This is a genomic window from Paenibacillus puldeungensis, assembly GCF_042678945.1.
GTDB lineage: Bacteria > Bacillota > Bacilli > Paenibacillales > Paenibacillaceae > Fontibacillus > Fontibacillus puldeungensis.
Genome location: NZ_JBHTLM010000001.1, coordinates 526,272 through 546,763 on the forward strand (window position 1 = coordinate 526,272; position 20,492 = coordinate 546,763).

Below are 20,492 nucleotides of genomic sequence, written 5' to 3' on the forward strand. Positions count from 1 at the left end.
ATAATGGGGACATACGTTTTGCATATATTTGATAGGTCAGACGGTACAAATAAAGGTGGTAAATGATCTTGCAATTTGATAAGAGCTCTGCGCAGTTTATATATGAGGCCGAAGGCTTGGAGGAAACGGACAAGCTTGCTGGCTGTCTTGCCCGAATGGCGGTCCCCGGCACGGTTATTGCGTTAGACGGAGACTTAGGCGCGGGAAAAACGGCCTTCTCCCAAAGGTTTGCCAAGCATCTGGGGGTCAAGGACACAGTAAACAGTCCAACCTTTACTCTAATTAAGGAGTACAAGGGAAGGCTGCCACTTTATCATATGGATGTGTATCGCCTGTCACTTGAGGAAGCCGATGAGTTGGGTTTGGATGAGTACTTTTTCGGAGCCGGAGTAACCCTAGTGGAATGGGCGAGTCTCATTGAAGAAATACTTCCTGGAGAGCTGCTGTACATTTATATCGAAACGGTATCTGAGGCGGGGCGGCGCATGTATATTAAGGGCCGTGGAGAGCCTTATGAACACTGGGTGTCAACCTTAAGAGAGAATGGAGTATCCTGAACATGAGCATAAACGAGGAGCATATGCCGCTGCAGCGGCTATTGGCGTTTGATACATCCACGTCATCCCTGGCGGTGGCGGTGATGGAAAATGGCCGGCTGCTGGCGGAACGGAACATTCATGCGGAGCGCAATCACTCGGCCTATTTGGTAACGGCAATCGGGGATTGCCTAAAGGCGGCAGGGCTCGGCAAAGCTGATTTAACCGGCATCGCCGTAGGCATTGGACCGGGTTCCTATACGGGGATCCGGATTGCAGTCACAACAGCCAAAACGCTGGCTTGGGCGATGGGGCTTCCGGTTTTTGGCGTCTCGAGTCTAGCGGCACTGGCGCTTGGTGGCTGGGCTAAAGAAACGAACCAAAATGCTGATAAGCTTGGTGGTACGGCTTATAAAAGGGGAATATCCCTGACTGGGGAACCGGACGTTTCAACGAGCACCGCTGCTATTGGAGATTGGATTGTCCCACTGGTTGACGCACGGCGTGGACAAGCTTATACGGCGTTATTTGAGACCGACGCTAGTGGCGGACTGCCAAAGCGTCTTGAGCCGGATGGAATCCGGCTTATGGTAGATTGGACCGATGCATTGGCGTCGCTTTTACAATCGATCGCGTCTGAGGATAGACCTTCAGCGATCTGGTTTATCGGGGAAACGTCCAAACATGAGGAAGTACTTGAGCATATGCGTACGTCCTTTGGAGTTAGCATTCATATCATTCCTTACGAACTTGAAGGAGTTTGGATGGGACTTGCGGGTACGGAGCGCTCCTTGAATGGTAAGGAGGATGACGTGCATTCCCTTGAGCCAAATTATACGCAGTTGGCCGAGGCGGAAGCCAAGCGGCTTCGTAATGCATAGAGGGGGAACGAAAGATGGTCTCAACGAAAGCGGATGGGCTTGGGCCCGAAGACGTTGTGTTACGCAGCATGACGCTGGAAGATATCCCGAGTATCATGGTCATTGAACATGAGTCCTTCACACTGCCTTGGAGCGAAGACGCATTTCGCAACGAGTTGATACATAACCACTTTGCCCGCTATCAGGTTATGGAATATGATGGAGGGCTGATCGGCTATGCCGGCATGTGGACGATTGTAGATGAGGCTCATGTGACCAATATTGCGATCAGAACCGCTTATCGCGGTCATAAGCTAGGGGAAACACTGCTTTGCCGCATGATGGATTGGGCGGCCGAGCTTGGCATGAACCGGATGACGCTAGAGGTGCGTGTGTCCAATAAAGTAGCCCAGTCTCTGTATGGCAAAATGGGCTTTCAAGCTGCAGGCGTTAGAAAACGGTATTATTCCGATAATCATGAGGATGCGCTCATTATGTGGTGCGATCTGCCGGAGCAGCGGGCGAAAACAGGGACCGAGGAAGGAAGCGAAGGGCATTGAAAAACCTGGAACAGGATTGCTATATTTTAGCGGTGGAAACGAGCTGTGACGAAACTTCGGCCGCTGTCATAAAAAATGGGACAGAGATACTGTCCAATCTAATCGCCAGTCAGATTGAAACTCACCGGGCCTTTGGCGGTGTCGTACCGGAGGTGGCTTCTCGCAAGCATGTGGAGAGCATTACGCTAATGCTGGAGGAGGCTGTCCGGCAGGCCGGAATTCCGCCGGAGCGTCTGTCTGCGATTGCGGTTACGGAAGGACCGGGACTTGTCGGCGCTCTGCTCGTCGGCATCATGGCAGCTAAAAGCCTGGCTTTTGCCCTGGGTAAACCACTGATTGGCGTGCATCATATTGCTGGACATATTTTTGCAAATCGTTTAGTTCAAGAGGTACTGTATCCGTCTATGGCACTTGTTGTGTCCGGGGGACATACTGAGCTGGTGCTGATGGAACGAGAGGGCAGCTTTGAGGTGCTTGGTCAGACTCGCGATGACGCCGTTGGTGAGGCTTATGATAAGGTGGCTCGGTCGCTGGGGTTCCCTTATCCGGGAGGTCCGTTCGTAGACAAGCTAGCTGGTGAGGCAACGGAGGCGGAAAATCTGCCAAGAGCTTGGCTTGAGCCGGGCTCGTATGATTTTAGCTTAAGCGGCCTGAAGTCGGCGGTACTCAATGCCGTAAACCAGCATAAGATGCGCGGAGAGGATGGGTATCAACCAGCGATTGCACGGGGCTTTCAAGAATCGGTCATCGAGGTGCTCGTCGAGAAGGCAATCCGGGCTGTGCGGGCGACCGGTTCACGTCAACTGCTGTTATGCGGCGGGGTAGCTGCCAATCGCGGCCTGCGTACGGCATTAAGCGAGCGCTGTGAGAAGGAGAACATTTTACTCTCGATTCCTCCGTTGACCTACTGTACAGATAATGCAGCGATGATTGGGGCAGCAGCTTATTTAAAATGGAAGAGCGGGGAATTCTCCACGCTGGAGCTAAAGGCTGAGGCTTCTTTATCGCTGGAGGACTGGTCGGTTAAGGCGTAGACGTGACGTAGACTTAGACGTAAGCGTAAGTAAAATCCATGCTGCAATGACCAAAGAGCGGTTTGCCAGGACGAAGACGATTTCTTCCGGCAAGCCGCTCTTTTTTAGATATATAGGTGCGACTAAAATAGGTACAAAAAACGGACTTATTTTTGAAAAATCGGGTATGCTCGCTTATATAGGGGAACTTTATGTACTTATTTAGGGTCAATCATGTCAAAATGGCGGTTTTTCCAGTTCCAGCGCGGAAATAAGACCATAAAATTCCCCTATTTTTCGAGAACGGAGCTGAAATGTGAAAATAGGGCCATAAAACTCCCTTATTAGGCACTCCAGCAAGGCGAGCTGACGTGGCGACACGGCTTATAACTCGGAGCCGGCTGCCGCTTCCGTTGAGGACAAGGTTCCGATCGAAGCGTTCCCCATCTTGCTTGTGCCTTCAAATAGACTGCCTTCCTCGATTGAAAGCGACGATGCAATCAAATTGCCGAACAGCTTTCCTTTGGATGTAATCGAGAGCTTGCTTTTGGCCGTTACATCCCCGTGAACCTCACCCGCAATGATGATATTTCTAGCGATAATGTTGGAATGGACAACCCCTTTTTCTCCGATCGTCACATCGCCTTCGGATTCAATATCTCCCGTCACCTGGCCTTCAATACGAATTCCGGCATCTGATTTCAATTTCCCTTCAAACTGGCTGCCTTCTCCTACCAAGGTATCCGTCGTATCCGGGTCCAATCTCACATTTTTCTGGTTTCTCAGCTTCATCATTCCTCTTCCTTTCCAGGTTTGCTTAAATAGAGCTCCGGATTCACTGTGACTCCGTCTTTAATTACTTCAACATGCAAATGAGGTCCTGTGCTTCTGCCAGTAGATCCTAGTTCTGCAATGGTATCCCCTTGGGCAACACTCTTGTCCGTTGTGACGAGAATTTTCTCCAAATGCATATATATCGTTTTGAGTCCTGAAGGGTGGGTAAGAACGATATAATTGCCGCGAGCATCCGTATGACCGGTTTCGGTTACTTTACCTTCGGCCGCTGCATAAATGGGATCTCCGATCTTGCCACCGATGTCCAAACCGCTATGAAAAGTAAGTCTACCGGTGAACGGATCCCTTCGGTTTCCAAATTCCGAGGTTGTGCGGTCAGAAGTGGTGGGCCAATAAGTAGGCAATATTCGCATTGCCTGTTTGTAGTCCTCTATCGAAATCGACATCTTTTCAAGTCTTTGCTGCAGGTCCGGCATTTGTTCAAGGGATGTGGAGATTTCCTGCTTCGTTTCCTTAATTAACGCTTTGATGTCTTGTTCAGATAAGGGGATCGATTCACCACCAACACCTCCGGCTTCAGAGGAGGGGGCTTTAGCGTTATTAGAGGAAGGGGACTTGACCTGTGAAGGGGTCTTGCTGCCGCCGGTCACCGATTTGAGTTCAGCCTCCAACTGCTCAAGCTCGGATAACTTGGTTTCTATGGTTTTTGATTTTTCTGACAAGTCCATAAGCTCTGCCAAAAGGGAGTCAAGAGCCCTTTCTTTGCCGACAGCGGTGTTGCTTATGGGGCTGGATGAAGTAGCGAGCTTCGCTTCGAGACGTCCGATATGACCCGAATGATAGCGGTTGATAGCGAATAAGATTAACACGGTGCAAAGCAGTACGCTCGCGGTAATTAGAAGGATCAGCAAATGAGCAAAGCGGAATTTGAAACGAAAAACTGGGTTCGTGCCCTCTGGAACAACCAGAAGTGTATATTTTCGATTTATTTTTTTGCGAAATCCAAGCTTCATATTTTCCTCCCAAAACATATTGGTCGCAAGTAAGCCACTGAATTGATTTCGACAGGATATTCCAAATTCCTCTAAGTTCTACAAAACTTCATCTTTATCGTATAAGAAGTCTCGAATAATATGGAAAAGGCAAGGGAATTAAGCGAAAATAGTTTGGTAGAGTATGCGACAGGCAAGTTCTGCCGATAAAGGAGGTTAACAATCATGGAAGAAATCAAAGGGCATTTATATACGGTTGACACGCTGCGTTCTGACTTGGTCGCTTTGGGGGTGCAGCCTGGAAAGACGATAATGGTTCACTCGTCATTCAAGTCGCTTGGACAATGGGTATGTGGTGGGCCAGCAGCTGTCGTTCTTGCTTTAGAGGGGGCAGTTGGCGAAACAGGTACGATCGTCATGCCTACGCAATCGGGCGATTTAAGCGATCCTTCCGGATGGTCGAATCCGCCGGTTCCGGTTGAGTGGTGGGAAACCATTCGCGAGCAAATGCCGGCTTATGATCCTGAACTGACTCTACCGCGCATGATGGGAATTATCCCGGAAACGTTTCGTAAGCAGCACGGTACAATACGGAGCGGACACCCGTTAGTCTCGTTTGCGGCTAGAGGGCTTCATGCGGAAGAAATTATTACCGGGCACAGCTTGGATGACGGGCTTGGGGAATATTCGCCGTTAGGACGAATCTATAGTCTTGGAGGTGATGTCTTGCTGCTCGGCGTAGGGCATGGCAACAATACTTCCCTTCATTTAGCGGAATATCGAGCTTCGTACCCGGCGAAAAAAAGAGTGTTGAATAAAGCTCCTATGCTAGTCAACGGCAGCAAGCGCTGGGTTGACATCTCGGACATTGAATACGATACGGAAGATTTCGAGCGGCTCGGAGCCGATTTCGAGCGGGATATGAGATTAGTTCGGCGAGGAAAAGTCGGCGGAGCCGACGCCATGCTGATGCCGCAACGAGAGCTGGTCGACTATGCGGTCAAGTGGATGGAGCACAACAGAAAATAGTATTTTCATACGAGGCTAGAGGAGAAGGGATATCAATATGGAAAATACGCAAAAAAAACCATTTGCTTGCAAGCTTCTCATTGGACTCCATGGACTGCTTGGAGTTGGAGCTGTTTTTGGTGGTGGGGCTCTAATGCTCGATCCTACCGGGAATTTAATCGGTATGCCGTCAGACATTATGAAAGTGCCACTGTTTCCAAACTATTTCATTCCCGGGCTTATTTTATTATTCATTCTAGGCATCTGCCCACTATTAGTTATGCTTGCGCTGATTAAGAAGTGGGCATGGCCGTGGGGGGAAAAGCTGAACATTTTTAGACAAACACAGCACTGGGCCTGGGCTTTCTCACTTTATATCGGTTTCGCGCTCATCATTTGGATAGTAGTGGAGGTCTACATTATCAACGGCGCTTCATTCATTCATCTGTTCTATACCGGCCTCGGACTAATGATTCAAATGGTTACCCTTCTGCCTTCTGTAAGCGAATATTATCGCAAGGACTCGCATCAGGCGGCGTGAGGGGGAGAGCGAATGCACAACAAGCGACACATTCCGACAATAGGTGCTGGGCATAGACGAATATCCATCATCCTGCTACTTGGTTGCCTAGCTTTGATCATTTCTTTGTTAAGCGGCTGCACAACTGCCACAGATCGGCAAAAAAAGCTTTACGACAATGCTGCAGAGCTCGTCCAGGACGGAGATACATACAGCTACACAAATAGAACCTGGGAAGTACTTGGAGACAATTGCACTCTAACTTTTTCCTCGTTCAACGGAATGGAAACATTATGGCTTATCCATGCAGAGGGCAAGGGCAAGGTCACCTTTGATCATTTGCAGCAGGTGGACCGTGGTAAATTCAAGCTTGTTGTCATTTCTCCATCTAGCCAGGTGAAGACGTTAGCGGAAGGCAGTACGGAGGGGCAGCTGGAGCTGAAAATAACAGAGAAAGGGAGCTACCGGATTAAGGTAGTGGGACGCGGGGCGAAAGGGAAGCTAAAAACGAGCATCCACGCGGATGAAGGGATTCGAGTCGCTATGAAATAAAAAAATGGAAGCCGTAGGAGAGGTATTTGTCAAGCTGTGGACAAGGTTGTCCACAGCTTGTTGACTAACTCCATGAAAAACGAATGAAAGCTTACCCCCACAATTGTAAACTGGATTTACGAAAAAGAGGATAAATGTTTTCAGAAAAATGTGGATAATGTGCATAACTTGGTGGATAAATTTAGGTAAAATTAAGATCCCCCGGTATACCAATAAACAAAACGGCCTTGAAGGCCGTTTTGTTGTGAATTTTGTTCCAAATTATGTGGATAAGCTTGTGCACAAATGCACAGATTGTTTTTGCAATGTAAAATGGCCGATTTCGTGAACAAATACGAAGTATGGTCAAATGTAACTGGCGCTGTGTTATGCCCCAGCAAGCCCTTCCCACTCCTCATAAGCGGCCGTCAACTGCTCTTTATGTCGATCAATAGCGGATTGGCGCTCCTGAACTGCCGTATAATCCTGATATATTTCAGGCAGCGTCAGCTCATTTTCCAAGACTGTGATTTCGGCTTCGATCGTCTGGATCGTCTCCTCAAGCTGCTCTAAGCGTCGCTGACGGTTTCTCTCCTCGCGTTTGGCCTGTTTATCCGCCTCATATGAAGCAGCCCCTGACTTGGACGATGCCTGGTCTGGGACAGCACCGGCTGAAGAGCGATCAGTCGCCCCTGGCTTAGGAGAGCCAGATGCAGCCTTTTCGGCAGCCATTTCTTCAAGCTCCTGCTTTTTCGCCAAATAATCGTCATAATTACCCAGGAAATGTTCTGTTCCCTCCGGATGCAGCTCGACAATGCGCTCTGCCATTTTGTTAAGAAAGTAACGGTCATGGGAAATGAACAAAAGCGTTCCATCATAATCCAGCAGTGCGGATTCCAAGACTTCCTTACTAAACAAATCCAGATGGTTCGTCGGTTCGTCGAGAATGAGGACGTTGGCTTTTTGCAGCATAAGCTTGGCTAGTGCCAACCGAGCTTTTTCTCCCCCGCTTAAGGCGGCCACCTTTTTCAGCACATCTTCGCCACTAAACAGAAAATTACCGAGTACGCTGCGGATCCGGGCCTCTTCAATATGCGGGTATGCACTCCATAGTTCCTCAAGAACCGTGTTGGCCGAGTTCAAATGGGTTTGTTCCTGATCGTAGTAACCGATCTTAACTTTGGAACCCCAGGTCATGGTGCCTGCCGACGGCATAAGATCGCCGGTTAGCATTTTCAGTAGGGTAGATTTACCGATTCCGTTAGGACCGATCAGAGCGACGGTTTCTCCTCTGTAAAGCTGGAACGATACATTCTGAAACAGCGGCTTTGTCTTATCTTCAAAAGTATACGAGAGGCCGCTGACTTGGAGTACGTCCTTTCCGGTCATAACTTCCGCCTCAAAGGAGAAGTTGGCTCGCTTCGGATCTCCGAGTGGCCGATCCATCACTTCCATTTTCTCGAGTGCTTTGCGCCGGCTTTGGGCGCGTTTCGTCGTTGAGGCGCGGACAATATTTTTCTGGATGAAAGATTCCATCCGTGCGATCTCGTCCTGCTGTTTCTCATATTGCTTCATTTGACTTTCATATTCGGCAGCTTTTAGTTCGATGAATCGGCTGTAGTTCCCAGTATACTTACGCGATTGATGCCGCTCGATTTCCACGATGGACGTCACGAGACGATCTAGAAAATAGCGGTCATGCGAAACGACGAGCAGGGCGCCTGAGTAGCTCCGCAAATAGTCTTCGAGCCAGGTGAGCGTTTCAATGTCCAGATGGTTGGTAGGCTCGTCGAGCATAAGCAAATCTGGAGCCTGCAGCAAAATGCGGGCCAAAGCGAGCCGGGTTTTCTGACCGCCGCTTAGCGTAGATATAGGGGTTTCTGGAGCAAAGCTGCCAAACCCCATACCGTGGAGAACGCTGCGAATGCGCGTCTCAATTTCATACCCGCCATGATCCTTAAACCAGTCGGATTTCAAGGCGTAGCGATCAAGCAGTTCCTGGTGGGCTTTTTCATCTGCAGCCAGATCAGGGTCGGCAATCTGCTCCTCCATGCGGCGCAGCTCTCGTTCCGTGTCAAGCAACGGGGCAAAAACAGCCAGCATTTCCTCCCATAGATTGCGATCTGACTGCAACCCGCTATTTTGGGCCAAATAGCCAATCGTCGTTTCCTTGGCTTTAAAAATTTGTCCCCCATCCGGGGTTAATTCTCCGGCTAATATTTGTAGAAAGGTAGATTTGCCTGCACCGTTGACACCCACGAGACCGATGCGGTCACGTTCAAGAACTTGCAGGTTAATTCCCTCTAAAATACTTGTAACACCAAACAATTTACTAATATTCGTAGCTTGAAGCAGCATATCTGGTCGATCCTCCAAAACGATATAAATTTAAGGGTTCATTACTATACAAATTTGGTCAATATGATGAGAAAATGCCATCCTATTTAGTGTACATGAAAAGAACATGAATTGCACAGTAGAATACATAAATAGCGCTCATTTGCAAGCCTTTTGGCTCAGTTTTCATTTTTACTTAACAATGATAAACTAGGAATTAGATTACATGGCGCGATATGCCCCGTGTGAAGCGGACTACCGGCATTTTACGAGAAGAGGGAAGGGGAAGGATATGAGCTTGGTGGATGCGAAGAAAGAGCTGCGTCAGCAAATGCAGGAACGACGTGCCCAAATTCCCGAGGCCTCTCGTACCGAACAGTCGCGTATGGCCAGCTTGTTGGCAGAGAAGGAGATCCTGACCCCCTTGAGACAAAAGCGTGGCGGCCGACTTACTCTATTCTGCTATGTCTCCTTTCGCGACGAGCCGGACACACGTCTTTTAATTCGCAGTTGCCTGAATCATGGTGACCGGTTGCTTGTACCTAAAATAAGTGCTAATCGCTCGCTTTCGCTTTACGAAATTGCGGGAGAAGCGGACCTTACTCCTGGGACCTGGGGAATTTTGGAGCCGAAAGACAGTGCTAAATTATTCCCGCCTTCTCAATACGCTCAAATTGATGTGGTTGTCGTGCCTGGACTTGCTTATGATACAAGCGGCGGCCGGATCGGCTTTGGGGCAGGGTATTATGACCGATTTGTTTCGGAGTTGAACGCGCAAAGTGGCGGAAGTAGTAGGACGCTGTTTGCCGGATTGGCTTTACGGGAGCAGGTTATTTCACAAGCGATACCGATGGAAAGACATGATATTCGGCTCAATGTATTGTTTACAGCTGATGGCATGATTTTTATGAATGAAAGTAGTGTGAAGCTAAAGTGAATTCGGACTCTAATCAAGAGATGACGCATTTTAATGAGCAAGGTAGGGCCCGGATGGTTGATATTTCGGGGAAAGTACCTTCGGTACGCGTCGCTGTTGCCGAAACCATGATTACGATGCAGCCCTCTACGCTGGAGGCTATACAGCATGGACGAGTCGGAAAAGGCGATGTACTTGCCGTTGCTCAGGTTGCCGGGATTCAAGGAGCCAAGCGAACCTCCGATTGGATACCTATGTGTCACCCGCTGCAGTTGACCGGCGTAAACATCGTCTTTTCGGATAACGGGCGAGACGAGCTGTACATTGAGGCGACCGTTAAGACTGAGGGTAAAACCGGAGTCGAAATGGAGGCGCTCACGGCGGTATCGGCTGCAGCGCTTACTGTTTATGATATGTGCAAGGCGCTGCAAAAAGATATGGTGATCGGCCCAACGCAGCTTCGATCCAAGACGGGTGGGAAGAGCGGGGAATATATCCGTTCTTAAATTATAAATTGGAGTTCCTATATGGATGAGGAGGGTGTCTTCGTGGTTTGGAAAACAGCGATCCTTACAGCAAGCGATAAAGGGGCCAGAGGCGAACGTGAAGATACGAGCGCCCAGGTTATCCGTGAACTGGTTGAAGAGGAATTGGGCGGCGAAATTGTGGAATACCGAATTGTGCCCGATGAACCGGATGAAATTATTGCAGCCTTAATTGAAATGACTGACTTTTTTCACGCCGATTTGGTTCTTACTACCGGGGGAACAGAACTAGCTATCCGGGATGTGACTCCGGAGGCGACACGGCGGGTCATCGAGCGGGAAGTTCCGGGAATGGCTGAAGCAATGCGGTATACGGTGATGCAAAAGAACCCAGCGGCTATGCTCTTCCGTGGTATCGTAGGCATTCGCGGCCGTACGCTAATCGTCAATTTACCGGGAACTCCAAAGGGCGTTCATGAGAATCTGGCCGCGATTATGGAGCAGCTCCCGGAAGCACTACTGATGGTGACTGGACAATTTCGTTTGTAATTCGGCTTCGATTTCTCTGATTTTGCGAAATTATTAAAATAAATAGACTGTAACTGTGATTTTCGTTATGGTATGATGTGGGCGAACGAGAAAATTATGCTAGCCCCCTTTCCTATTTATTTTTGCGTGAAGAAAGGAGAATAGGCCGTGAGTGCAGGCGGATTTTTATTGATTGTGATAGCGGCTTTACTGCTGTTCGGACCGAATAAACTGCCAGATCTCGGACGGGCTGTGGGCCGAACGTTTCGTGAGTTTAAAGAAGCGACCCGGGACATTGTGGAGGACCAGCCTGAAGTGAAACGCGCGGACGTGGCAGCGGTACAAGTTGAGGCCCCTAAGTCGGATCACCGCCGGTTGCCGGAATAAACTCGGATAAGACTATCGCTTCGTGAGAACCTCATCCCTCCTTCCGGAGGGATTTTGTTTGTATGGACAAAAGGTGGCGAAAGGAGGTTGCTTGATGGCTGAGGAGCAGGAAAAGAAACAGAATATTTTGGATCATTTATCTGAGTTGCGCCGCCGATTAATGCTTGTGTGCATCGTTTTTACGGCTGTGCTCGTCGGAGCTTTTTTCGTAGTCGACCCGATATACCACTACTTAACGATGAATGTGGTTTCCGGCGTTCGCATTGAACTAAATGCTTTCTCGTTTTGGGATGGCGTCGGAGTATACATGAAAATCGCTATGCTCGTGGCGCTTGGAATCACACTCCCCTTTTTACTGTTCCAGGTTTGGGCATTTGTCAGCCCCGGGCTGAGGCCGCAGGAACGCAAGGCTACTTTAAAATACATTCCGTATGTGTTTGTTTGTTTTCTGATCGGGATCGCATTTGGTTACTTTGTCGTCTTTCCGCTAGCGATGACGTTTACGGGCTCGATTAACAAACAACTGGGCCTTGTTGAAACCTACGGAATGGCGGACTATTTTAAGTTTTTAATTAACATCGTACTGCCGATTTCTTTGCTATTCGAGTTGCCGATCGTCATATTGTTTCTGACGCAGCTTCGAATTCTAACTCCAATGCGACTTCGGAAAATGCGCAGAATTGCTTATTTCGTGCTTGTGGTCATTTCTGTGATGATCACGCCAGCGGATTTCTTTTCGGCGTTTCTGGTGCTCGTCCCGCTAATTATTTTGTATGAGCTCAGCGTGATGCTATCGAGCCGGGTGTACCGAAAGCAGCTCGCGGCTGATTATCAGCATTAGGAGGATATTTCCAGGTGAGTTCATTTTATTATATTGCCGCCAACCGGGAACTTCCGACAGGCTCGTTCGGAAAAAACTTCAAGAGAATGACGATGAAGGACTATCTTACAAATGTGAATCCTGCCGCGAAGGATCAATTTCAAATGCAGGTCTTACTGGAGAAATACCCGGAAGGCGATAGGCTTGTAGAAATATATGATACGGAAGTGGATGCGGCCGGATTGTATGTAACAGGGCCTTTTTCGGGTCAGGAAACCTCGGACCTCGTATTCTACGATACTAGCAAGAAGTGCCTTGCCGAATTGTTCGATTATCTACACCGCAATATGGAAGCTGGAGAAGAAGTCGAGCTATATTCCTGCTGGGCGTTCGGATTGGAGCGTTTCTCGGAATCTCCCATAAGGGAACATAACTTTGAGATAGAATTATCTTCATTTCAATTGGGGAATGAGTTTGAATGGAAAAAGCGCCAATATATCAGAGTAAGAAAGTAACCGTCCGGAATAATTGATATGACGATAGGATAGAATGGAAATGGCGCTTGGGTAGAACTAGACCAGGAATAGAAAAAAAATGCATAAAGGAACTTGAAATCTCTACGCAAGTTGAGTAATATAAAAGTGGTTGTTAGCACTTTGGCATATCGAGTGCTAATACATACAATATAACTAACTCATAACACAACATATTTAAAGGAGGCTGTTTTTTCATGATCAAACCTTTAGGTGAACGCGTTCTGGTACAACCGATCGAACAAGAGGAGACTACAGCATTTGGCATCGTGCTTCCGGATACGGCGAAAGAAAAGCCGCAAGAAGGCAAAGTCATCGCTGTTGGCAGCGGAGCTTTGAAGGATGGAGTACGCGTTCCGCTGGAAGTTAAAGAAGGCGACCGTGTTTTGTTCTCCAAATATGCCGGTACTGAAGTGAAATACGAAGGTAAAGAGTATTTGATTATGAAAGAAAGCGACATTCACGCGATTATCGGCTAAGCTTAGCCGAGACATATCCATTTTAATTATTTGGGAGGTAATTTCACTATGGCAAAAGAAATCAAATTTTCTGAAGACGCCCGCCATGCGATGCTGCGTGGGGTTGACGCATTGGCTAATGCAGTAAAAGTTACGCTCGGTCCTAAAGGCCGCAACGTTGTACTTGAGAAGAAATTTGGCAGCCCGCTCATCACCAATGACGGTGTGACGATCGCTAAAGAAATCGAATTGGAAAATGCTTTTGAAAATATGGGCGCACAGCTCGTTAAAGAAGTTGCTACAAAAACGAACGACGTTGCCGGTGACGGTACAACGACAGCTACGGTTCTGGCTCAAGCCCTGATCCGTGAAGGACTGAAAAACGTAACTGCAGGCGCTAGCCCAATCGGACTTCGCAAAGGGATCGACAAAGCGGTTCGTGCTGCTGTAGCAGAACTGAAAGACATCTCCAAAGCTATCGAAGGCAAACAGTCAATTGCTCAAGTTGCAGCAATTTCCGCAGCTGACGAAGAAGTTGGCGAATTGATCGCAGAAGCTATGGAAAAAGTGGGTAAAGACGGCGTTATCACCGTTGAAGAATCCCGCGGCTTTGCAACGGAGCTTGAAGTGGTTGAAGGGATGCAATTCGACCGCGGTTATGTATCTCCTTACATGATCACCGATACGGACAAAATGGAAGCCGTACTCGATAATCCATATATCCTGATTACTGACAAAAAGATCAGCAGCACGCAAGAAATCCTGCCGATCCTGGAGAAAATCGTGCAACAATCCAGACCGCTGCTCATCATCGCTGAAGACATCGAAGGCGAAGCACAAGCTATGCTGATCGTGAACAAACTGCGTGGTACGTTTAGTGCAGTAGCTGTTAAAGCTCCTGGTTTCGGTGACCGCCGTGAAGCAATGCTGCAAGATATCGCTGCATTGACAGGCGGCCAAGTAATCACTGAGAAACTCGGCCTTGACCTAAAGAGCACAACCGTTGATCAACTTGGTAACGCACGTCAAGTTATCGTTACGAAAGAAAATACGACGATCGTGGACGGCAGTGGCGACAAAGACGACATCAATGCTCGCGTAAATCAAATCCGCGCTCAACTGGAAGAAACGACTTCCGAATTTGACAAAGAAAAACTGCAAGAACGTCTGGCTAAACTGGCTGGCGGCGTAGCGGTTATCAAAGTCGGCGCAGCTACGGAAACTGAGCTGAAAGAACGCAAACTGCGCATCGAAGATGCTTTGAATGCAACTCGTGCTGCTGTTGAAGAAGGTATCGTATCCGGCGGCGGCGTAGCCCTCGTGAACGTATACAATGCAGTTGCTGCTGTAGAAGCTGTTGGCGACGAAAAAACCGGCGTAAACATCGTGCTTCGCGCGCTTGAAGAACCGGTTCGTACGATTGCAGCCAATGCTGGTGAGGAAGGCTCCGTGATCGTGGATCGCCTGAAGAAGGAAAAAGTAGGTATCGGCTACAACGCGGCTACCGGCGAATGGGTGAACATGATTGAAGCAGGTATCGTTGACCCTGCGAAAGTTACTCGTTCCGCACTGCAACACGCTGCATCCGTTGCTGGTTTGTTCCTGACGACAGAAGCTGTCATCGCTGACAAACCGGAACCAGAAAAATCAGCTGCTCCTGACATGGGCGGTATGGGTGGAATGGGCGGCATGATGTAATAAAGGGTCTAAAAACCCTATAATACCGCATAGTGAAAGGCTCCCGAGAGGGGGCCTTTTTCAATAAAATCACGACAAAATCATAGAACTTACTAGATGTATTTTGTACAGTTAAAACATCGACTTTCCCGGAGCCTTAAGCATTTAGATGCAGAAAGTACAGCTAAAAGGAGCAAAATAACTCTGCCAAGCCCAATTGGCTCGTTTTAGATGTAGGAAATGCAGTTAACATCCGAAAATCCGGAATTTGCCAGGAAATAGCTGCGCGAATTACATTTATTTGTAGATGTTACAATTTTCTTCCTCGTGCTCAAACGTATGGGGTGAGCCAAGGACCTAGCCGCAGGCTAGGTTTTTTTCTTAGCGGCCTGAAGAGCCGGAGGGGATGGCTCCTTTGGCTTTCAATTTTCAGCAGGTTCCACATTTAAGATCTTCAGATTTAATTCAGAATTTCCTTCCCTTTATCTACAGATTTATCAACTATGCTTGAAAACATCAGATGAGGGAGAGGAGCCTGTCACGATTATGGATATCAAAACATGGGTCGAAGAAAAGTCGGTTTTTCTTTATAAATTTTTACGTTCACCGAAGCAAGTCGGCAGTATAACCCCAAGCTCGAGAGATTTGGCTATGGCTATGCTGGAGCCGATTGAATGGCAAAGAACCTACGCCATTGCGGAACTGGGAGTAGGCACCGGGGCAATTACCAGGTTTATCCCGAGTGCGGCAAGACCAGAAACCAAGGTGATCTTGTTTGAAAAAGATGCATATCTACGCCGCAGATTATCAGCCCGCTATCCGGACTACGCATGTTATGCGGATTGTCTCCTGCTTGAGGATTCGCTGGAGCAAGAAGGAATAGAGCAGCTGGATTGCATGATTAGCGGGCTACCCTTTTTCAATTTCCATCAAAAGGTACGGGATCAGCTTATTGAGCAGATTGTAGCCTCACTTAAGGAGGATGGGCTATTTATTGCTTTTCAGTATTCACAGCAGATGAAAAGGCAGTTGATGGAGCATTTTGAAATCGAAGCGATCCGTTTCGTTCCTCTGAATATCCCCCCAGCGTTCGTATATATTTGCCGAAAGAAAAGGAAGGCGTTATGAGTTCTAAACTTAAGGCGTATACTCCACTATTATGGGTATTGGTCATCCCGGTACTAAACCTTCTTTATGCGCCGCTTAATCATGGAAAAGGAACTGTGAGCAGCCTGATGACAGATTTGGATAAACAGATTCCATTTATACCGGCCTTTATTGTTCCGTATCTATTGTGGTACCCTTTTATCATCATCATGCTGATTATTTTTTGTGCAAATAATAAACGGGTCTACTATCGAACGCTGCTCACTCAATGTCTCGGTTTGATTTCATGTTACCTCATTTATGTACTATTTCAGACCACAGTGCCTCGTCCGTCCATTCCTGATTATGGAGTGCTATACAAGCTTGTTGGTTTCGTTTACAATACGGACGAACCGTTCAATTGCTTTCCCAGTATTCATGTGCTGACCAGCTATTTAATGATCAAGGGTGTATCCCTTTGTCCCCATTTTTCGAAGCTCGTCAGATTAGTGGTCTTCGCTTGTTCATGGTCCATTATTTGCTCTACCTTTTTTGTGAAGCAGCATGTTTTGCTGGATGCCGCTGGTGCGATCGCCTTGGTGGAAATGCTGTGGTTTGCAGTTGGCCGGCTGTCGCCATTCAAAGAGATGAGCATGCAAAAGGGAGTTAGTCCAAGTGAAAAAAATGAATATTTTGATCGTCGATGATGATCAGGAGATCAGGGATGTGCTGCATGTCTACTTGCGGAATGAAGGTTATCATGTGGCGGAGGCAGTCGATGGATTGCAGGCTCTGCACATTTTACAGCAGGAAGAGATCCATTTGATTATTCTGGATGTAATGATGCCTAATATGGATGGTATCGCAGCATGCCTGCAAATCCGGGAGAAATCTGACATCCCGATTATCATGCTTTCGGCTAAAGAAGAATCCCTTGATAAAATTACCGGCCTGTCCACCGGGGCGGACGATTATGTGACGAAGCCATTCCATCCGCTGGAGCTTATAGCCAGAGTAAAGGCGCAACTGAGAAGGCAGAATTTCCTCATCCATCAACAAGGCAGTGCATCGGAAATTCTTATTGATGAGCTGGTCATCAACAAAGATCAGCATATGGTTACCGTGCGCGGCAATCCGGTAGCTCTGACTCCGATTGAGTTCTCTATTCTGGAACTGCTCTCGCTTCACCGAGGACAAGTATTTAGTGTCGAAAAGATTCACCAGTGCGTGTGGAAGGACCAGACCCCCTTTTTTTCGGATAATACCGTTATGGTGCACGTCCGGAACATCCGCGAAAAGATTGAAATCAATCCAAGATCGCCTCAATACATTAAAACCGTATGGGGAGTGGGGTATAAAATTGAAAAGTAAATTCTTCAGCACCATTACTGGAATTAATAATATCCGTATGCGGATGATCTGGTCATTTCTTTTAAGTACAATTTTTGCGTTCACTATTTCGGCATTCATCCCGAGCGTTTTTGATAATTACTACTTGGACCTTCCTTTTTGGCTTCTGAGTTTTCTCATTCCGTTTCTTTGCAGCTTCTTTTTTCTAACCAGGCATATAATCCGCTATGTGTTGACCTTGGCGGCGGGACTTGATGTCATTGCACAAGGAAAATTGCATTACCGGGTACCGGTAACCCGAAGAGATGAGTTGGGGAACGTTGCCGTTAATATTAATGCGATGGCTGAGAAGCTCGAAGCACAAATCAACAGGGAGCGAATGCTGGAGAAAGCCAAGCTGGAATTAATCACAGGCGTCTCTCACGACTTGAGGACGCCTCTTACGAGCATTATCGGTTATCTGGACCTGCTGAAGGACAAGGCTTACCGGGACGAGGAGGAGCATGACCGTTTTGTCAGCAACACCTATAACAAATCGCTGCAGCTGAAGTCATTGATTGGCGATTTGTTTGAATACACCAGGTTAACGATTCACGAAGTGAAGCTTGAGAAAGAGACGATTAACCTGCGTGAGCTGTTGGTTCAGTTGCTGGTTGAAATGGAGCCGATCGCGAAGGAAAATCAACTCATGCTGGAAACCTCAATCTCGAATGGACGCATTATGGCTGAGGTGGATCCCGAGATGATCAGAAGATCCATTGATAATCTTTTGATGAACGCGCTTAAGTTCTCTGTAAGACCCGGACTGATTCGCGTAATGCTGTGCCAATATGAAGGGATGGCGCGAATTACCGTTGAGAACGAGGGAGCACCGATCACGAAGGAGCAGGAGGAGCGGCTACTGGAGCGATTTTATAAAGCCGATGATGCCAGAAGCCAGCAGAACATTCAAACGGGGAGCGGTTTAGGTTTATCGATTGCTAAAAGCATTGCTGAACTCCACGGGGGGGCGCTGGAGCATGAGCACTTGAACGGGCATTTTCGGTTTCATATTATTTTGCCCTTATTTGATTGAGATATCGAAACATAGGACGAAGAGAAATTTTATGGTAGAATCAAGGTGCTTTTTGAAACAAGTTCATGATGTATGCTGGAGGAGAGGCAAGTTATGAAGAGTAGAAAGGAAGCTATTGATTACTGCTTGGGTTTGGGAAATACATATGAAGACTACCCGTTTCGCGATAAAAATTGGACATTAATGCGACAAGTTGAAAACAATAAGGTGTTTGCGTGGATTTTTGAAAAAGACGACCATACTTGGATCAATGTGAAGTGTGAGCCGGGTTCTCTGATTTTCTGGCGTCAGCTTTACACTTCGGTAGTTCCGGCATTTCATCTTAATAAAGAACATTGGAATTCAATAATTCTTGACGGCAGCATTCCAGAGAAGGAAATATTCGAAATGATAAGACAAAGTTATCTATTAACTAAAGGAAAGTAAACCGAGAAAACTTAAATTTTCTGGCGACTGTGCTAAGGGTGAAACTGAATTACAAAAATTATGATAACCGGTTGACATATTATATGTCAACCGGTTATCATAAGGGTGTGCAATGATTGAATGCGCATACAAAATGAGGGTTAGGGGGAAATGGTCTTGAAAAAAATGAAAGGGTTCAAATTGACGATTTGCCTGGTATTGTTGCTTTCTATGTTGGCAGCATGTTCGAAGGGCAACGACGCAAGCAGCAAAACTCCAGCCAACGGAAACAAACAAGGCGGAGAACAGACGCAACAGGCGGAAAAAGAAGTAAAGCTTACCTTCTTTAACACCTCGGCTGAAGTCAACGAGGTTTTCGAAAAGCTTTTCAAATCGTATCATGAGCTTCACCCGAACGTGACCGTTGAATTGATACCGACGCCGATCGGCGGCGCACAGATTGAGAAATTTCAATCTTTGTTGGCTTCGGGAAATCCGGCTACCATTGCAAACCTCGATGCTGGAACCATTCTGCAATACAAAGATTCATTCTTGAATCTAGATTCGGAAAAAGCTAAATATGAAGGACTTACCAAACCCGGGGCCGTTGAGGGGGCACTGCTGGACGGAAAATTCCTCGGTATCCCGTGGACTGCGCAAGGTTACGGATTACTGTATAACAAACGCGCGGTAGAAGAAGCCCTCGGAGGAACATTCGATCCGGCTTCCATCAAAACCCGCGATGATTTGGAAGCCGTATTCAAGAAAATCCAAGCCTCCGGCAAAGCTCCGGTGATGATTCATGGGGCGGACTGGTCATTGGGAGCGCATTACTTAGGATTGACCTATTCCTTACAATCGGATAAAGTCGACGAAAACCGCAAATTCGTGGAATCTCTGGAAAGCGGTAACACCAAGTTGGCCGACAATTCGCAATTCAACGGATTGATGGATACCTTCGACTTGCTCAAAAAGTATAATGCCCGTCAGAAAGACCCACTCGTGGCGGACTATAACAAAGACAGTGCCGATTTCGCTAAGGGAGAAGCCGCCTTCTACTTTATGGGCGATTGGACATGGGCCGTTATTGGCCCGCTTGAAGGCCGCGACAAAGAATTTGGGGTAATTCCGGTACCGATCAGCAATAATCCTGACGATTATGGCAACTCCCAAATTGCCTACAGTGAACCGAAACTATTCGCTATCGATAATTCAGGATCTACGCCGGAGCAACAAAAGGCTGCGAAGGAGTTTATCGAGTGGATGGTAACGAGCCAAGAGGGACAAGATGCGATCATTTCACAGATGGGCCTGTCCATGCCATATAAGGATGTAAAAGTAAAAGGAACTAACATCATCTCCGATGCGGTTTCTAAATATGTGGATCAAGGCAAAGTGATGAATATCGGCGTGATCAATTACCTTCCTCAAGACTATTGGTCCAAGACTGGCGCATCGATGCAAAAGTACCTTGTTGGGAAAACAGATCGCAAAGGGCTTGCGGAAGAGGTTCAGCAGTATTGGGAATATCAAGGCAGAAAATAGAAATTCGACGTTAGGATAGGTAAAGGGTGGGACTGAGGCCTTGCCTCAGCCCATCTCTCTTATTCACGGGAAATC

Annotated in this window: 24 protein-coding genes; 21 read left to right on the plus strand and 3 right to left on the minus strand. The window is 47.5% G+C overall.

Annotated elements, in window-relative coordinates; genetic code table 11:
* Nucleotides 1-155 precede the first annotated feature (155 nt).
* From tsaE to tsaD, 4 genes are read left to right on the plus strand one after another with little or no spacing between them, the layout of a single operon-like run.
* The gene (gene tsaE, locus ACFQ3W_RS02195) at nt 156-557 is read left to right on the plus strand and encodes a tRNA (adenosine(37)-N6)-threonylcarbamoyltransferase complex ATPase subunit type 1 TsaE (protein WP_379316382.1); all 402 of its coding nucleotides are present in this window, start codon (nt 156-158) and stop codon (nt 555-557) included.
* A gap of 2 nt (nt 558-559) precedes the next feature.
* Nucleotides 560-1,417: a tRNA (adenosine(37)-N6)-threonylcarbamoyltransferase complex dimerization subunit type 1 TsaB gene (tsaB, locus tag ACFQ3W_RS02200; RefSeq protein ID WP_379316148.1), complete on the plus strand. Its 858-nt coding sequence runs from the start codon at nt 560-562 to the stop codon at nt 1,415-1,417.
* 14 nt (nt 1,418-1,431) lie between these two features.
* Complete coding sequence (gene rimI, locus ACFQ3W_RS02205; RefSeq protein ID WP_379316150.1) at nt 1,432-1,956, plus strand: ribosomal protein S18-alanine N-acetyltransferase; 525 nt, start codon at nt 1,432-1,434, stop codon at nt 1,954-1,956.
* Nucleotides 1,953-2,990 carry a tRNA (adenosine(37)-N6)-threonylcarbamoyltransferase complex transferase subunit TsaD gene (gene tsaD / locus ACFQ3W_RS02210; protein WP_379316152.1) on the plus strand — a complete coding sequence of 346 codons (1,038 nt, stop codon included), beginning with the start codon at nt 1,953-1,955 and terminating at the stop codon, nt 2,988-2,990. Before rimI ends, tsaD begins: the two co-directional genes overlap by 4 nt.
* A 363-nt stretch (nt 2,991-3,353) precedes the next feature.
* Here tsaD and ACFQ3W_RS02215 read toward each other — a convergent pair whose 3' ends face one another.
* The gene (locus tag ACFQ3W_RS02215; RefSeq protein WP_379316154.1) at nt 3,354-3,764 is read right to left on the minus strand and encodes a bactofilin family protein; all 411 of its coding nucleotides are present in this window, start codon (nt 3,762-3,764) and stop codon (nt 3,354-3,356) included.
* Nucleotides 3,761-4,777, minus strand: a complete 1,017-nt coding sequence (locus ACFQ3W_RS02220; protein WP_379316155.1) for a peptidoglycan DD-metalloendopeptidase family protein — start codon at nt 4,775-4,777, stop codon at nt 3,761-3,763. The genes ACFQ3W_RS02215 and ACFQ3W_RS02220 overlap by 4 nt, the downstream gene beginning before the upstream one ends.
* A 204-nt stretch (nt 4,778-4,981) precedes the next feature.
* Here ACFQ3W_RS02220 and ACFQ3W_RS02225 point away from each other — a divergent pair, with 204 nt between their 5' ends.
* From ACFQ3W_RS02225 to ACFQ3W_RS02235, 3 genes are read left to right on the plus strand one after another with little or no spacing between them, the layout of a single operon-like run.
* Nucleotides 4,982-5,785 (plus strand): aminoglycoside N(3)-acetyltransferase, encoded by an 804-nt coding sequence (locus ACFQ3W_RS02225; protein WP_379316157.1) that lies wholly within the window; start codon nt 4,982-4,984, stop codon nt 5,783-5,785.
* Between the two features lie 37 nt (nt 5,786-5,822).
* The gene (locus tag ACFQ3W_RS02230) at nt 5,823-6,305 is read left to right on the plus strand and encodes a hypothetical protein (protein ID WP_379316158.1); all 483 of its coding nucleotides are present in this window, start codon (nt 5,823-5,825) and stop codon (nt 6,303-6,305) included.
* A 12-nt stretch (nt 6,306-6,317) separates the two neighbouring features.
* The gene (locus ACFQ3W_RS02235) at nt 6,318-6,836 is read left to right on the plus strand and encodes a hypothetical protein (protein ID WP_379316160.1); all 519 of its coding nucleotides are present in this window, start codon (nt 6,318-6,320) and stop codon (nt 6,834-6,836) included.
* Between the two features lie 366 nt (nt 6,837-7,202).
* Here the strand turns inward: ACFQ3W_RS02235 and ACFQ3W_RS02240 are convergent, their stop codons facing one another.
* On the minus strand, nt 7,203-9,173 hold the full coding sequence (locus tag ACFQ3W_RS02240; RefSeq protein WP_379316162.1) for an ABC-F family ATP-binding cassette domain-containing protein: 1,971 nt from the start codon (nt 9,171-9,173) through the stop codon (nt 7,203-7,205).
* A gap of 205 nt (nt 9,174-9,378) precedes the next feature.
* On the opposite strand from ACFQ3W_RS02240, the gene ACFQ3W_RS02245 reads away from it, so the two are divergent.
* From ACFQ3W_RS02245 to ACFQ3W_RS02310, 14 genes are all read left to right on the plus strand, one after another.
* Nucleotides 9,379-10,089: a 5-formyltetrahydrofolate cyclo-ligase gene (locus tag ACFQ3W_RS02245; RefSeq protein ID WP_379316164.1), complete on the plus strand. Its 711-nt coding sequence runs from the start codon at nt 9,379-9,381 to the stop codon at nt 10,087-10,089.
* A 20-nt stretch (nt 10,090-10,109) separates the two neighbouring features.
* Complete coding sequence (gene moaC / locus ACFQ3W_RS02250) at nt 10,110-10,574, plus strand: cyclic pyranopterin monophosphate synthase MoaC (protein ID WP_379316166.1); 465 nt, start codon at nt 10,110-10,112, stop codon at nt 10,572-10,574.
* Between the two features lie 42 nt (nt 10,575-10,616).
* A complete protein-coding gene (locus ACFQ3W_RS02255; protein WP_379316168.1) occupies nt 10,617-11,102 on the plus strand; it encodes a MogA/MoaB family molybdenum cofactor biosynthesis protein in 486 nt (161 codons plus the stop codon).
* A gap of 147 nt (nt 11,103-11,249) precedes the next feature.
* The gene (locus ACFQ3W_RS02260) at nt 11,250-11,468 is read left to right on the plus strand and encodes a twin-arginine translocase TatA/TatE family subunit (protein ID WP_379316170.1); all 219 of its coding nucleotides are present in this window, start codon (nt 11,250-11,252) and stop codon (nt 11,466-11,468) included.
* A gap of 94 nt (nt 11,469-11,562) precedes the next feature.
* Nucleotides 11,563-12,309: a twin-arginine translocase subunit TatC gene (tatC, locus tag ACFQ3W_RS02265; RefSeq protein WP_379316172.1), complete on the plus strand. Its 747-nt coding sequence runs from the start codon at nt 11,563-11,565 to the stop codon at nt 12,307-12,309.
* 14 nt (nt 12,310-12,323) lie between these two features.
* Nucleotides 12,324-12,803: a hypothetical protein gene (locus tag ACFQ3W_RS02270; RefSeq protein ID WP_379316174.1), complete on the plus strand. Its 480-nt coding sequence runs from the start codon at nt 12,324-12,326 to the stop codon at nt 12,801-12,803.
* 215 nt (nt 12,804-13,018) lie between these two features.
* Entirely contained in the window at nt 13,019-13,300 is a 282-nt protein-coding gene (gene groES, locus ACFQ3W_RS02275; RefSeq protein WP_379316176.1) for a co-chaperone GroES, read from the plus strand.
* A 48-nt stretch (nt 13,301-13,348) separates the two neighbouring features.
* The gene (groL, locus tag ACFQ3W_RS02280) at nt 13,349-14,977 is read left to right on the plus strand and encodes a chaperonin GroEL (RefSeq protein ID WP_379316178.1); all 1,629 of its coding nucleotides are present in this window, start codon (nt 13,349-13,351) and stop codon (nt 14,975-14,977) included.
* Between the two features lie 525 nt (nt 14,978-15,502).
* Nucleotides 15,503-16,084, plus strand: a complete 582-nt coding sequence (locus ACFQ3W_RS02285; protein WP_379316180.1) for a class I SAM-dependent methyltransferase — start codon at nt 15,503-15,505, stop codon at nt 16,082-16,084.
* Nucleotides 16,081-16,749 carry a phosphatase PAP2 family protein gene (locus tag ACFQ3W_RS02290; RefSeq protein WP_379316182.1) on the plus strand — a complete coding sequence of 223 codons (669 nt, stop codon included), beginning with the start codon at nt 16,081-16,083 and terminating at the stop codon, nt 16,747-16,749. Before ACFQ3W_RS02285 ends, ACFQ3W_RS02290 begins: the two co-directional genes overlap by 4 nt.
* Nucleotides 16,727-17,413 (plus strand): response regulator transcription factor, encoded by a 687-nt coding sequence (locus ACFQ3W_RS02295; RefSeq protein ID WP_379316384.1) that lies wholly within the window; start codon nt 16,727-16,729, stop codon nt 17,411-17,413. The genes ACFQ3W_RS02290 and ACFQ3W_RS02295 overlap by 23 nt, the downstream gene beginning before the upstream one ends.
* The gene (locus ACFQ3W_RS02300; RefSeq protein ID WP_379316184.1) at nt 17,403-18,467 is read left to right on the plus strand and encodes a sensor histidine kinase; all 1,065 of its coding nucleotides are present in this window, start codon (nt 17,403-17,405) and stop codon (nt 18,465-18,467) included. The genes ACFQ3W_RS02295 and ACFQ3W_RS02300 overlap by 11 nt, the downstream gene beginning before the upstream one ends.
* Before the next feature lie 93 nt (nt 18,468-18,560).
* Complete coding sequence (locus ACFQ3W_RS02305; RefSeq protein WP_379316186.1) at nt 18,561-18,893, plus strand: MmcQ/YjbR family DNA-binding protein; 333 nt, start codon at nt 18,561-18,563, stop codon at nt 18,891-18,893.
* Nucleotides 18,894-19,043: 150 nt separating this feature from the next.
* The gene (locus tag ACFQ3W_RS02310; protein ID WP_449290206.1) at nt 19,044-20,417 is read left to right on the plus strand and encodes an ABC transporter substrate-binding protein; all 1,374 of its coding nucleotides are present in this window, start codon (nt 19,044-19,046) and stop codon (nt 20,415-20,417) included.
* The last annotated feature ends 75 nt before the right edge of the window (nt 20,418-20,492 follow it).